The sequence below is a fragment of the Chryseobacterium sp. UF-290 genome, from assembly GCF_058245615.1.
Genome location: NZ_JBSICB010000005.1, coordinates 203,184 through 215,962 on the forward strand (window position 1 = coordinate 203,184; position 12,779 = coordinate 215,962).

The following is a 12,779-nucleotide window of genomic DNA, read 5'->3' on the forward strand; positions in this document are numbered from 1 at the left end:
GAATTGTGAACGGTCAAATGTCAATTTTACTTCGTAAGTGAATTTCTAATCTATCAAAAAATTGACAAGCGAAGCAAACTGTCTATTCACCATTGACTTTTATCCTCTGATTGCTTTGATTTTCTCCGTTAATGCAGGAATAATCTGGAAAGCATCTCCCACTACTCCGTAATCAGCAGACTTGAAGAATGGTGCTTCAGCATCATTATTGATCACTACGATAGTTTTCGAAGAGTTTACTCCGGCAAGGTGCTGAATCGCTCCTGAAATCCCTATTGCAATGTAAAGATTTGGTGCAATCGCTTTACCTGTCTGTCCTACGTGCTCTGTATGAGGTCTCCATCCGATATCAGAAACCGGCTTGGAACATGCTGTAGCAGCTCCTAAAACATTTGCCAGATCTTCAACCATTCCCCAGTTCTCAGGACCTTTCATTCCTCTACCGGCAGAAACTACGATCTCAGCTTCTTTAAGGTCCAGTTTTCCTGAACTTTGCTCGTGAGAGATCACTTTGGTATCTTCGTTAGCTACAGATAGGTTTTTAACCTCTTCAGAACCTGATACCGCGTTTTCTTTAACTCCGAAAGCGTTTTGAGAAACAGTAACGATCACTCCGTTTCCTTCAGCTTTTGCATGCATGAATCCTTTTCCTGAGAATGCTTTTCTCTTCACCTGGAAAGGTAAAAGGCTTTCAGGAGCCTCCAAAACGTTAGTGATCAAAGAATAGTTCTTCATTACCGCCAGCATTGGAGCAATTGAAGAGGCATCTGTAGTGTGAGGGAAAACGATGATGTTTCCGTCTGCCACTTCACTTACAGCCTGTGCAAATGCTTTTGCTGAGAAATTCTTAAGACCTTCGTCTTTGATATTGATTACATTCGACGCTCCATATTTGTACAATAAATCTGAAGAATCGGTAGGGTTTACAGAGATCGCGGTAACGGTATCACCTGCTTTGTCTGCAACAGCTTTAGCATAAGAAACTGCCTCGAAAGCCGCTTTTTTGTAAACTCCGTTTATATTTTCTGCGTATACGAATACTGCCATTGTTTTAAATTTAAAGATTAAAAAAATTAAAGAATTAAAAGATTAGATTACTTTTGCCTCTTCGTGAAGTAATCTTACCAATTCATCCAGATTGTCAGGAGAAACCATTTTCACAGCAGCTCTTGGCGGAACGCTGTCATAAGATACTCCCTGAACTTTTACTTCAGAAGAAGCAGGCTCCACTACCTGAAGAGGTTTTGTTCTTGCAGACATAATTCCTCTCATGTTAGGGATGATAAGGTCTTTTTCATCTACCAATCCTTTCTGACCTGCAATGACTGCCGGTAATTTTACAGAAATAGTTTCTTTTCCTCCTTCAATTTCTCTTACTGCAGTTGCTTCGCTTCCGTTTACGTCTAATCCTACTGATGCATTTACGAAAGGCTGGTTCAATAGCTGAGCCACCATTCCCGGAACAGAACCACCATTATAGTCGATAGATTCTTTACCGCAAAGGATAAGGTCATATCCACCGTTTTGAGCTACAGCAGCAATTTCTTTTGCTGTAGAATAGCTGTCCTTAGGGTCAAGGTTTACTCTCACGGCGTCATTGGCACCGATCGCTAAAGCTTTTCTGATTACAGGTTCTGTAGCAGCATCTCCTACATTGATCACTGTTACAGTTGCTCCCTGAGATTCCTGAAGTTTAACCGCTTTTGTCAACGCAAATTCGTCTAGAGGATTGATCACCCACTGAATTCCGTTTTTGTCGAAAGCAGATTTGTCTGCTGTAAAGTTAATTTTGGAAGTAGTATCCGGAACACTACTAATACAAACTAATATTTTCATGTGTACTATTTTATTTTTTCTCTTTAATGCATAAAATCATGACAGTTTATGCAGAGATTTTGTGTGAATTAATTTTTGCTAATATAAATAAAAAATATATTATGCATGCATAATACTTACTAAATTATTATTCAATACATTAAATGTACTTACTTAGCTGGTTTTGTTGCCCTAAACTCTATTTTACTTGGCAAAACCCTTGGATTCATCTTTAAAAGATCCAGTACCAGATTCCCCATATCTTCAGGCTGGATCTTCCAGCTGTCTTTTTCTGAAGGAATATTTCCGTTAAAATGAGTGGCCACTGATCCCGGCATAATAACCGTAGATTTGATATTGTATTTCCTCAGATCGATCATAGCAGCCTGAGTAAAGCCTACCACTCCGAATTTTGAAGCATTATAACCGGTTCCATTTTCGAAGAAATTGGCTCCTGCCAGGCTTGAAATTGTTATATAGTACCCTTCAGCCTTTTTCAACGCTTCCACGGACGCTTTTAGCGTGTAAAAAGCTCCTGTCAGATTGGTTTCGATCATGTCATTCCACTCTTCTGCCGTAAGCTCATCTACGGGCTTAAATATCCCTAAGCCGGCATTGGCTATTACATAATCCAATCTTCCAAACTTTTCCACAATGTACTTTACCGCTTCCTGCTCGCTTTCAAGGCTTCTTACATCGGAAACAATTCCCAGAACATTTTCTGAGTATTGGAGAAGTTCTTCTTCCGCTTTCATCACATCCTCTCTTTTTCTTCCTGAAAATGCCACTGAAATGCCATTCTCAAGTAAAATTTTAGCAATCCCGAAACCGATCCCTTTGGTTCCTCCTGTTATATAAGCTACTTTGTTTTCCAACATTGTTTTTAGTTAAGTTTTTAAAAATAAGAAAAACAGTTTACATTAATTGTTTTTAAATACCTAACATTTGTCAGTATAATTTCAATAAAAAAGCGCTCCTTGACGAAGCGCTTGAGATATTTTGTTTTATAATTATTTTTTGATGAATTTTTCTACGGTCTTACCTTTTGAAGTTTCTAAGTTAATAATATAACTTCCAGGATTGAGATGTTTTACATTGATTTTATTTCCATCTAAAGTAGCATTGACTTTTCTTCCAGACATATCAAAAATTTCTGCTTTATTGATCTTTAATTCTGTTAAAACATTCAGATACTCTGATGTGGGATTAGGTCCAATAGCTATTATCGAAGATTTTTCTTTTTTACTGTCTGATGTTCCCAAAACAGCGCTAGTAGAAGCTTCTAATAAATAATTGTCTATACCAAATGTTGTCGGCCCTGAATTGGCAGGATCTAAAGCTGACGTTCTTGTTGGAGCGCTATGAATATCAAATTCTGCCGGATCAAATCCAGGTACTGTACTCGCACCATTTACCGCCAATGTTAAAGCACTTCCTGCAATGACATACGTGATAGCACCGGTTGTCTTATTATAGCTAAACCCTAAAGTAATCCAAGTGTTTGCGGGATAAGTATTTGCTGTCAAGCCTGTAATATTATAATAGCCATTCTGACTTGGATCTGCTGCTATAGCTAAATAAGCTCTTCCATTTATTGTCTTTGTCTGGGAATTATAACCGATTCCAACAATTCCATCAGTAGCTCCAAAAACACTAACCCCGGAAAGATGCTTATTTGTTGACGTGCCCGTAAAGACATCGAAACTACCTTTAATAATATTATTACCTGAAGTTCTGTTTGCCCAGGCCGTAGCTAAAGTAGTTTTATATACATATCTGGAAGATGCTCCTGTACCATCAGAGCCTCCCGTTACGGCCAGATATTTTACATGTGCAGCATCCCCTGCTACAATCTGATAATTAGCAACAGCGCCATTGTATAGATTCATACCGCCCTGACCAGCAGCAGTTACAGAACTAGATACATTACCCAAAGTATAGGAATCATAATTATCCGATTCAAGAACTTGCGCTGAAGACAGAAAAATTGCCGATAAGGATAAACTTAATAGTAGAGTTTTTTTCATGATACATTGTTTTAAGTATAATACATGATAAAAGTACTAATTATTTCAATAAAAGCAAAAAAATCCTCAGGAAATACTTCCTAAGGATTAATAATTTACAAATAACTACTATTTATTACTTTGCATAATTCTCAAAAAACAAGGGAATACTTTCAATTCCTTTGTAAAAATTAAATAATCCGTAGTGCTCATTTGGAGAATGGATCGCATCAGAATCCAATCCGAAGCCCATTAATACTGATTTCGCTCCTAAAACCTTTTCAAACATTGCTGTGATCGGAATACTTCCTCCGCTTCTGTAAGGCAGAACCTCTTTACCGAATGCCGTTTCCATTGCTTTTTTAGCGGCTAAAAATTCCTTTGTATCACTTTGCAGAACATAAGGCATACCTCCATGATGAGGAGTTACCTTAACTTTTACAGTGTCCGGAGCAATTTTTTCAAAATATGTAGTGAATTTCTCGGTAATTTCTTCCGGAGTCTGATAAGGAACCAGACGCATTGAGATCTTTGCAAAAGCCTTAGAAGGAATCACCGTTTTGGCACCTTCTCCCGTATATCCTCCCCAGATCCCATTACAGTCTAATGTAGGGCGAATCGAAGCTCTTTCTAATGTAGTATATCCTTTTTCTCCTTCTATATCGCTAAGCCCGATTGACTTTTTGAATTCTTCAGGATTATCTTTCAGCTTATTCATTTCAGCTCTGTCAGCATCAGATACGATCTCAACGTTATCATAGAATCCATCGATCGTAATATGTCCGTCTTCATCGATCAGCTGAGCGATCATTCTGGAAAGCACATGGATCGGATTTGGAACGGCTCCTCCGTAAAGCCCTGAATGCAGGTCTCTGTTTGGACCTTCCACTTCCACCTCTACATAGCTCAATCCTCTTAATCCGGTTGTAACCGTCGGCTGCTCATTACTGTAAATATGGGTATCAGAGATCAGAATACAGTCACAAGCTAGTTTTTCTTTATTTTCATTCACAAAGTCTCCTAAGCTCACAGATCCTACCTCTTCTTCTCCTTCCAGAATAAATTTTACGTTACAAGGAAGAGCATTGGTTCTCATCATCGCTTCAAAAGCCTTTAAATGCATAAAGAACTGCCCTTTGTCATCAGCTGATCCTCTTGCAAAGACAGCACCTTCCGGATGAAGCTCAGTTTTCTCAATATAAGGCTCGAAAGGAGGTTTTCTCCACAGTTCCAACGGATCTGCCGGCTGAACGTCATAGTGACCGTAAACCAATACGGTTGGAAGATCTGTATCTATAATTTTTTCTCCAAAAACGATAGGGTAACCTTTTGTTTCACATATTTCAACATGATCAGCTCCTGCATTTCTAAGGTGTTCTGCACATACATCCGCACACTTCAATACGTCATTCTTATAAGCCGGATCTGCAGAAATGGAAGGAATTCTCAATAACTCAAATAACTCATCCACGAAACGCTGTTTGTTTTCGTTAATGTAATTTAATGTCTCTTGCATTGTAAAATTTTATTTTGTTAAAATTAAAAAAAATGGCTGTCAGCAGCAAGCAAAAACCCAGGATTTTCCCAACCACGTGTTAGTTCCCGGCAATTAGACTGCTTTTTCACTTTTTTGAAAATAAAAATGCCCTGCAACAACAGGGCACTTGTATATTTTGTACGAATAATTAGTGTTCAGCCTTTTCTGCTTCAGCAGGCTTTGCTGCGGCAGTACTGTCTGTTTTTGGAGCTTCAGCTTCAGGTTTTGCAGCAGTTTCTTCTTTATGACCGGCAGCAGCCTCATGTCCATGAGCTTCTCCTTGTGGATCATCAGAATATCTTTCCACTCCTTCTTCCAGTTTCAGAGTGTTCTTATTCCCCCCTTCTGCTACTTTTTTACAGCTTACAGCTACAGTTGCAATCGCTAAACATATAATTAATTTTCTCATGCTTAAATTTTTGATTGCCCAAAATTAAGAAAACCTGCTTTTTTCGGCAACATTTTTATACTGATTTTAAAATTATTTTTCCTTTTTTAGATTGTGTAAAAATAATATACTTCTCACCACCATCTTTCAGTCCATATTTCTTTTTAATTTCTTCAGGCTTTAAGGGATAGTTTTTTGAAATAATATTGAACTGCTCTTTTTTTCTAACTTTTTTAGAATCAATAATTTCCATTTCAAAAATCCTACCCGGAAAATTGTCTTTCTTTTCTTCAGACGTATAGAGATGGGTATTGGGATGAAGCTTTTTCAATCCGAACCTTTCTGAAATCAGATTAAAGATTCCTGCCTTTAAAATGGAATTATTCGGAATATAAATGAATTTTTCAGGTTCAGAATACTCCGACTGCGCACTTTCCTCTTCCCCAAATGTAAAACTAAAGGCAGATTCACCGCTTTCAAGGTTCACACAATTGCAGATAATCTCCTTCACCTTTTCGTTGGATAGAAAGACGACAATCTCTTTTACATCATTTTTCAGGGCGATACTATCAATTCTGTAGATATTCGGGAGAACTGATACAAGATATTTCAGATCGATCAGTGGGGAAAGCTTAATGACAACCTGATTTGATATCGACAGTAATTGTTCCTGAATCCCGAGGATATCCGGAGACAGATCTTCCAAAAGAAAGACTTTGTTTTTGTTCTGATCTCTTCTTGCCGGATCCAGATAAATCACATCAAAAATTTCCTGATTTTCATTCAAAAAATCTTCCAGCTTACGGTTGATAAATCTCGCTTTCTTACCTAATACGCTCCAGTTATGCGCTACAGTCTCCAGAAGCTCAGTATTTTGCTCTATTAGAGTAATATCCTCAAAATTCTGAGACAGATAGTAAGCATCGATCCCGAAACCACTGGTCAGATCAATAAATTTTCTACCTTTAAGAATCTCTGATTTATAAAGTGCCGTCTTTTCAGATGACGATTGCTCCATATTGAGCTGGGGAGGAAAAATAATTCCTTCTTTCAACAGGAAAGGAAATTTTTTCTCAGCCACCTGCTTTCCTTTGATCTGCTGTACGATCTCCTGCATGGAAACTTCCGGAAATGGAGATTTTTTCAGCAGCAATATATGTAAATCCGTATTCAGATTTACATTGATATAGTTTTGAATGTCTTGGTTTAATATTGTATTTCCCACAGATTGCACAAATTCCACAGATTTATATATCTAATGAATATTTCCGTTTATTTTTCTTATAATACTTTTATCGATATAATCTGTATTAAAATTAACAAGTATTCCTAATTTTAAGTTGGTCAATTTTAAATAGGTTAACAATTGCTTGTGATGCACATTATTTATTTCCGGAATAGATTTTATTTCGATAATGACCTTATCTTCCACAATGATATCCGCTATGAAACTTGAATCAATAATAATACCCTTAAATTTAATTGGGATAGATACCTGTGTTTTAATATTTAACCCATTATTTTGTAATTCAAACGCTAATACTTTTTCATAAACCTTTTCTAATAGTCCAGGGCCCAATTCATTATATACAGAAAAAATAGATTTTCTGATATAAAAACTGATGTCATTTTCATTCATTTGTGTGTATTATTTTTACAAGCTTACTTACAAAATCTGTGGAATCAGAGTGATCTGTGGGAACATTTTAAACTCTATTCAAACATTTCAGCCCAACGAACGGGTTTTATCTCGTTTTCGCTGTACAGGTCGCTGATTGACTTTGTAACGTCTAATTTGGGATATAGATTAACGCCGATCAGCTTTATTTTACCTTCTTCAATCCATTGTTGCTCTTTTACAGCATGTTCATAGATCTTTTTCTGAACGACTCCTTGTTTTAACAGCTCAAGATATCCTCCCGCTTCTTCCATTTCAACAAATAAAGCCCAGGATTTGTCTGCGATCTGACGGGTAGTATCTTCAATGTAATAACTTCCGTTGGCAGCATCTTCAAATACATTGATGATACTTTCGTAAGCCAAAACGATCTGCTGTTTGAAAGAAATCTCCTCAGAATTATCAGTACTTCTGTCTACAAGATAATTGTTGGTGAAAACAGCATCTGCCCCACCGATCATTGCTGAAGCCAGTTCCAGTGTGGAGCGGATCAGGTTGTTTTCGTTGTCGGAAACCGCCTTATTTCTAAGGGATGTCTCTGCAAAGATGTAAGGAACCGCATCCAGTCCATATTCCTTTGAAAGCTGGTTGAAAACCATTTTAAAAGCTCTCAGCTTTGCCATTTCAAAGAAATAATTTCCTCCGACAGCCATTCTGAAGATCAGTTGATCTAAAATCTCAGCTCCATATATTTCTACCAGCTCTTTAGTTTTCGCCAAAGCGATACCAAGTTGCTGATATATGGCTGCACCGGCATTCTGATGTAATGAAATATCAATACAGATGCTTCTTTTAAACCCTTTTGAAAGTAATTCTTTTGCCAGCTGATCATCAATGCTTCCCTCTTTTTCGTTAAAAATATCAATCAGAGAAAAATACTGATCTTCTTCCTTCGGACTGATATGTCCTGCAAGGTCTTTGTTATTGACAAAAAGAGTTTTCTGGTCCAGATTTTCTACATTTTGATCCAGAATAAATGCAAATACTTCTTCTTCCAGACTTTCATGGTATCTGGCTACCAAATGGGTACTTTCTTCCACTCTCGGCAGATTGGCCAAAGGTTTCTGTACATCTGTATAAAAAGGCTTTACTTCAATTTCTTCAAGGTTTTCTTTTTCCAGAACAGGATAAATATCCTCTGTTTTAAGCTGCTTTTTTACTAAGTTTTCCCAGTTTGAAAGTATATCTGTATTTGACATTAGTTTTGTTTAATTTGTGAACCGTCAATGATGATTTTAACTCAGAATTGCAAAGCAGACTGACCATCCGCTATTGACGTATTGCTATTCAGTTTTATTATTTCTTAGCGACTTTTGTACTATCAACCACCAAAATGAAAATCTCTTCATTCGGTTTCTTCATAAAATAATTTTCTCTTGCGTATTTTTCTTTTTCTGACTTGTTGTTCATCAGCTTTTTATAAAAAGCGTCATTCTTTTCGTATTCCTTTTTGTAATACTCCAGCTGCTCTTCATATTTGTGAATCTCACCATTCAGCTCATTAATTACAAGAAATGAGGTTTTATCGAAGAAAATCATCCATACCAAAAACAGACAGATCGTAATGGTATACTTATTCAATACATATTTCTGGATAAGTTTGAATGTTTCAGATTTCGGCTGAATGTCTTTGATGAGTTTGTTTTCTTCCATTTTTTTAATGTTTTCTCAACGAGTTTTTAATAACAGTAGTTAAAAAATCAATCGCTACGGAATTCTGTTTCATATTGGGGATAATAAGATCGGCCTCATTTTTAGACGGCTCGATGAATTCCTGGTGCATTGGCTTCAAAGTAGTCTGATAGCGGTGCAATACTTCGTTCAGGTCTCTTCCTCTTTCCTGGGTATCTCTTCTGATTCTTCTGATTAACCTTTCATCAGAGTCTGCATGAACGAATACTTTCAGATCAAACTCCTTCAATAATTCTTTATTGGTAAGAACCAGAATTCCTTCTACCACCAATACATTCTTAGGTTCTACAGTGACATGATCTCCTGTTCTGGAATGCGTTACAAAGCTGTAAATCGGCTGCTCAATCGGCTCATTATTCTTTAAAGCTTTTACATGTTTTATCAATAGTTCAAAATCTATAGACTTCGGATGGTCATAATTTAAAGCCTCTCTTTCCGTCAGTGTCAGACCTTGGTTGTCATGATAATAATTATCCTGAGAAAGGATATTCATTCCTTCAATATCAAGCTGCTGAAGTATCTTGTCAACAACTGTAGTTTTGCCGGATCCTGTCCCACCGGCAATTCCTATTACAAGCATTATTTTTTTGTTTCTTTATAGTTGGTACAAATATACTATTTTAGATAAAATGTGACAATGCGGGAGCGTAAATTGAGGAATTAAGAGATTGAGAGATTAAGAAATTCAGGAATTAGAGATTATAAAATTAAATAATTAAAAAAATTGTGCTGCAATCACTCGCCATTCGTTATCATTTAAACTAACAAAAAAACCGACAAATTTTTATTGCCGGTTTTTGTTTTTATACGATTTCGCTTGTTAATTCCCTTGAAAGTAATTTTTCGTGCATAGGCTTCAAAACATCCATTGAGCCTGTTTTTACGGTACATTTGCCTTTGTAGTGAACAAGAATGGTACATTGCTCTGCCTGTTCCCACGTATGCTTGCATATTTCGATCAGACAGTCGATCACATAATCAAAGGTATGAATATCATCATTATGCAGCACCAGTTTATAAACATCATCCGTATCATCCAAAACGAGAACTTCCTCTTCATACTGACGTTTTGGATTTTCGTAGTCTTTTATGCTATTATAAAAATTCATTTTTAATTAACTGTTTTAAACTTCTCCAATTTTATCTGCCAAGTTATCAATAGCATTAGGCTCCTGATAGACCAGCTCCACAAGCTCTACACTCTTATTGTTCATTTTCAAAATTTTGAAATGATAATTGTCAAGGTCGAATTCCTGGTTTTCCTCAGGAATTTCTGCCAATGCATGGAGAATGAATCCGGCTAACGAATTGTATTCACTTTCTTCAGAAAGCGGTAGTTTTTTAGGCAGAAATTCATTGATCTCATCCAATGGCTGGGTTGCCTGTACCCAATAGGTATTGTATGCAATTTTATCAACGATCTTTTCTTCATCATCTTCTTCATCCTGAATTTCCCCTACCAGCTCTTCCAGAATATCTTCTAAGGTAATGATCCCTTCAGTTCCGCCAAATTCGTCAATTACAATTGCCAAATGCTGTTTTTTCTGCTGGAATGTTTTCAATAGGTCTGATACTTTCTTACTTTCCACTACGAAAAAAGCATCACGCATCAGATCTTTAAGGTCTTCATGGTCCAGATCTCCTCTTCTTTTAACAAATTCTCTGATGATCTCTTTGGTATAGAAAATCCCGATCACATTATCGATAGAATCAAGATACACAGGAATACGGGAATAACCGCTGTCCATAATCTTATTGATAATATCGTTCACATCTTCTTCAAAATCGATGGAAGTAATATTTTGTCTGGGAACCATAATCTGCTTGGCAGAATGATCTGTAAAGTCAAATGCATTTTTAATGATCTCATAGTTCTCTTCTTCGATCTCTCCGCTATCCGCACTCTGCTTTACCAAAAGCTGAAGCTCCTCTGTCGAGTGAATTTCCTGTTCTGATACCGGATGGATTTTCACCAATCTCAAAAATGTATTTGACATTAAGTTCATCAACCAGATAAACGGCTTGAAGATGATATAAAATACCCTCAACGGAACTGCTGTCGCCATTGTAGTCGCTTCCGATTTTCTGATCGCAATTGACTTTGGAATAAGCTCACCAAATACGATGTGCATAATGGTAATCATTACAAAACTAACCACCAGTGCTATCGAAGTAATAGAAGCCTCGCTCATGCTGATATTGAGTGAGTGAAAGATATTTTCTACAATATGATGCAGGGCACTTTCTCCTACCCAACCCAGGGCAAGTGATGCCAATGTGATTCCTAATTGTGTAGCGGAAAGATATTCATCAAGGTGCTTGATGATGTGCTCTGCCTGTTTAGCCATAGAATTTCCTTCTGCAGCCTTTAGTTGAATTTGAGAGTAACGAACTTTAACAATTGAAAATTCTGCGGCTACGAAAAAGCCATTTAGTAAAACAAGAAATAAGGCCAGCAAAAGCCTGACTATGTCCGAGTCCATTTAAAAGTTATATAAATTTTATTAGGTACAAAGATATGTAAAATAAAAATAACCTGACTCCGGGATGATATATTTCGATTAATGATTTTTTTTGGAAGAAAAAAGGGTCGTTAAAAGGCATATACTTTACCCTTAAAAAAATAGCCGGACTCCTTCTTCATTTCTGTAATAAAAACGGATTTTAAAGTAGTGAATGACAGTTTTAAGCCTCTAAGCAACAAAAAAGCACCGATAGTATCGATGCTTTAATATGATATTTAAATAATTCTTTATGAATTTTTCAAAGCTTCTGCTCCGGAAACGATCTCCAGGATTTCGTTTGTAATAGCAGCCTGTCTTGCTTTGTTGTAGAAGATCACAAGATCGTTCTTCAAAGCCTGAGCATTATCTGTAGCTTTGTGCATTGCTGTCATTCTTGCTCCGTGCTCGGATGCCACTGAATCTAAGATTGCTTTGAAAACCTGAGTTTTAATTGACTTAGGAATCAGGTTATCCAGGATCTCAGTTCTGTTGGGTTCGAAGATATAATCTGTCTCAACCTGTGGCTCTGTATTTTCAGGCATTGAGATCGGAAGAAGCTGTTCTGTAGTTACTTCCTGAGTTGCAGCATTAACGAATTTGTTATAAATAACGTATACTTCATCAAATTTTCCTTCTCTAAAGCTTGCCATTACACCTTCCGTAACGTTAGCAACCATGTCAAAATTCAGGTTATCATAAACAGAGCTTCCATTAGCATATACCTTACGGTTTCTTCTTACAGCATCATATACCTTTTTACCTACAGGAAGAACCTCGATCTCATATTGAGATTTGTTCTGAAACTGAAGGTTAAGCTCTTTTACGATAGAAGAGTTAAAAGCTCCCGCAAGACCTCTGTTTGAAGTAACAGCGATGAAAAGTACTCTTTTAACCTGTCTTTTCTGAGCATATACAGAAATCTGATCAGGATCAGAGCTAGAATTTACATTCTGGATAAGCTCCTGTAATTTTTCAGAATAAGGTCTTAACATTACGATTGCATCCTGTGCTTTTTTAAGTTTCGCAGCGGAAACCATTTTCATAGCACGTGTAATCTGCATTGTAGATGAAATTGACGTAATTCTGCCTCGTATTTCTTTTAAGTTTGCCATATTGGGTTAGTTGTTGGTTGTCAGTTGTTGGTTGCTAGTTTTAGAAA

The 12,779-nt window shown here is 36.8% G+C and carries 14 protein-coding genes; all 14 read right to left on the bottom strand.

Annotated elements, in window-relative coordinates:
- Positions 1–99 precede the first annotated feature (99 nt).
- The 14 genes from AC4IF5_RS08015 to atpG all read right to left on the bottom strand — a co-directional run bounded on the left by AC4IF5_RS08015 (position 100) and on the right by atpG (position 12,732).
- Positions 100–1,047, bottom strand: a complete 948-nt coding sequence (locus tag AC4IF5_RS08015) for an electron transfer flavoprotein subunit alpha/FixB family protein (RefSeq protein ID WP_490733351.1) — start codon at positions 1,045–1,047, stop codon at positions 100–102.
- Positions 1,048–1,089: 42 nt separating this feature from the next.
- On the bottom strand, positions 1,090–1,836 hold the full coding sequence (locus tag AC4IF5_RS08020; RefSeq protein WP_050020848.1) for an electron transfer flavoprotein subunit beta/FixA family protein: 747 nt from the start codon (positions 1,834–1,836) through the stop codon (positions 1,090–1,092).
- Between the two features lie 149 nt (positions 1,837–1,985).
- Positions 1,986–2,693: an SDR family oxidoreductase gene (locus AC4IF5_RS08025; protein WP_490733353.1), complete on the bottom strand. Its 708-nt coding sequence runs from the start codon at positions 2,691–2,693 to the stop codon at positions 1,986–1,988.
- Between the two features lie 132 nt (positions 2,694–2,825).
- Complete coding sequence (locus tag AC4IF5_RS08030; protein WP_490733355.1) at positions 2,826–3,842, bottom strand: T9SS type A sorting domain-containing protein; 1,017 nt, start codon at positions 3,840–3,842, stop codon at positions 2,826–2,828.
- A 115-nt stretch (positions 3,843–3,957) separates the two neighbouring features.
- Positions 3,958–5,337: a dipeptidase gene (locus tag AC4IF5_RS08035; protein WP_490733357.1), complete on the bottom strand. Its 1,380-nt coding sequence runs from the start codon at positions 5,335–5,337 to the stop codon at positions 3,958–3,960.
- 169 nt (positions 5,338–5,506) lie between these two features.
- Positions 5,507–5,767, bottom strand: a complete 261-nt coding sequence (locus tag AC4IF5_RS08040) for a hypothetical protein (RefSeq protein ID WP_490733359.1) — start codon at positions 5,765–5,767, stop codon at positions 5,507–5,509.
- Between the two features lie 55 nt (positions 5,768–5,822).
- A complete protein-coding gene (locus AC4IF5_RS08045; RefSeq protein ID WP_490733361.1) occupies positions 5,823–6,989 on the bottom strand; it encodes a class I SAM-dependent methyltransferase in 1,167 nt (388 codons plus the stop codon).
- A 12-nt stretch (positions 6,990–7,001) separates the two neighbouring features.
- Positions 7,002–7,385: a GxxExxY protein gene (locus AC4IF5_RS08050; RefSeq protein WP_490733363.1), complete on the bottom strand. Its 384-nt coding sequence runs from the start codon at positions 7,383–7,385 to the stop codon at positions 7,002–7,004.
- A gap of 74 nt (positions 7,386–7,459) precedes the next feature.
- Positions 7,460–8,623 (bottom strand): methylmalonyl-CoA mutase family protein, encoded by a 1,164-nt coding sequence (locus AC4IF5_RS08055; RefSeq protein WP_490733365.1) that lies wholly within the window; start codon positions 8,621–8,623, stop codon positions 7,460–7,462.
- Positions 8,624–8,720: 97 nt separating this feature from the next.
- Positions 8,721–9,077 (bottom strand): FtsB family cell division protein, encoded by a 357-nt coding sequence (locus AC4IF5_RS08060; protein WP_490733367.1) that lies wholly within the window; start codon positions 9,075–9,077, stop codon positions 8,721–8,723.
- Between the two features lie 4 nt (positions 9,078–9,081).
- A complete protein-coding gene (udk, locus tag AC4IF5_RS08065) occupies positions 9,082–9,696 on the bottom strand; it encodes a uridine kinase (RefSeq protein ID WP_490733369.1) in 615 nt (204 codons plus the stop codon).
- 223 nt (positions 9,697–9,919) lie between these two features.
- Positions 9,920–10,225 carry an ATP-dependent Clp protease adaptor ClpS gene (locus tag AC4IF5_RS08070; protein WP_490733371.1) on the bottom strand — a complete coding sequence of 102 codons (306 nt, stop codon included), beginning with the start codon at positions 10,223–10,225 and terminating at the stop codon, positions 9,920–9,922.
- 15 nt (positions 10,226–10,240) lie between these two features.
- Positions 10,241–11,599 (bottom strand): hemolysin family protein, encoded by a 1,359-nt coding sequence (locus AC4IF5_RS08075; RefSeq protein ID WP_490733373.1) that lies wholly within the window; start codon positions 11,597–11,599, stop codon positions 10,241–10,243.
- A 269-nt stretch (positions 11,600–11,868) separates the two neighbouring features.
- Complete coding sequence (gene atpG, locus AC4IF5_RS08080) at positions 11,869–12,732, bottom strand: ATP synthase F1 subunit gamma (RefSeq protein ID WP_490733375.1); 864 nt, start codon at positions 12,730–12,732, stop codon at positions 11,869–11,871.
- Positions 12,733–12,779: the final 47 nt, after the last annotated feature.

Bases quoted from the DNA above. Each gene is read 5' to 3' on its own strand.
- udk (WP_490733369.1), bottom strand. From the start codon at position 9,696: ATGCTTGTAATAGGAATTGCCGGTGGGACAGGATCCGGCAAAACTACA.
- AC4IF5_RS08075 (WP_490733373.1), bottom strand. From the start codon at position 11,599: ATGGACTCGGACATAGTCAGGCTTTTGCTGGCCTTATTTCTTGTTTTA.
- AC4IF5_RS08015 (WP_490733351.1), bottom strand. From the start codon at position 1,047: ATGGCAGTATTCGTATACGCAGAAAATATAAACGGAGTTTACAAAAAA.
- AC4IF5_RS08070 (WP_490733371.1), bottom strand. From the start codon at position 10,225: ATGAATTTTTATAATAGCATAAAAGACTACGAAAATCCAAAACGTCAG.
- AC4IF5_RS08060 (WP_490733367.1), bottom strand. From the start codon at position 9,077: ATGGAAGAAAACAAACTCATCAAAGACATTCAGCCGAAATCTGAAACA.
- AC4IF5_RS08030 (WP_490733355.1), bottom strand. From the start codon at position 3,842: ATGAAAAAAACTCTACTATTAAGTTTATCCTTATCGGCAATTTTTCTG.
- AC4IF5_RS08040 (WP_490733359.1), bottom strand. From the start codon at position 5,767: ATGAGAAAATTAATTATATGTTTAGCGATTGCAACTGTAGCTGTAAGC.
- AC4IF5_RS08050 (WP_490733363.1), bottom strand. From the start codon at position 7,385: ATGAATGAAAATGACATCAGTTTTTATATCAGAAAATCTATTTTTTCT.
- AC4IF5_RS08055 (WP_490733365.1), bottom strand. From the start codon at position 8,623: ATGTCAAATACAGATATACTTTCAAACTGGGAAAACTTAGTAAAAAAG.
- AC4IF5_RS08035 (WP_490733357.1), bottom strand. From the start codon at position 5,337: ATGCAAGAGACATTAAATTACATTAACGAAAACAAACAGCGTTTCGTG.
- AC4IF5_RS08020 (WP_050020848.1), bottom strand. From the start codon at position 1,836: ATGAAAATATTAGTTTGTATTAGTAGTGTTCCGGATACTACTTCCAAA.
- AC4IF5_RS08025 (WP_490733353.1), bottom strand. From the start codon at position 2,693: ATGTTGGAAAACAAAGTAGCTTATATAACAGGAGGAACCAAAGGGATC.
- atpG (WP_490733375.1), bottom strand. From the start codon at position 12,732: ATGGCAAACTTAAAAGAAATACGAGGCAGAATTACGTCAATTTCATCT.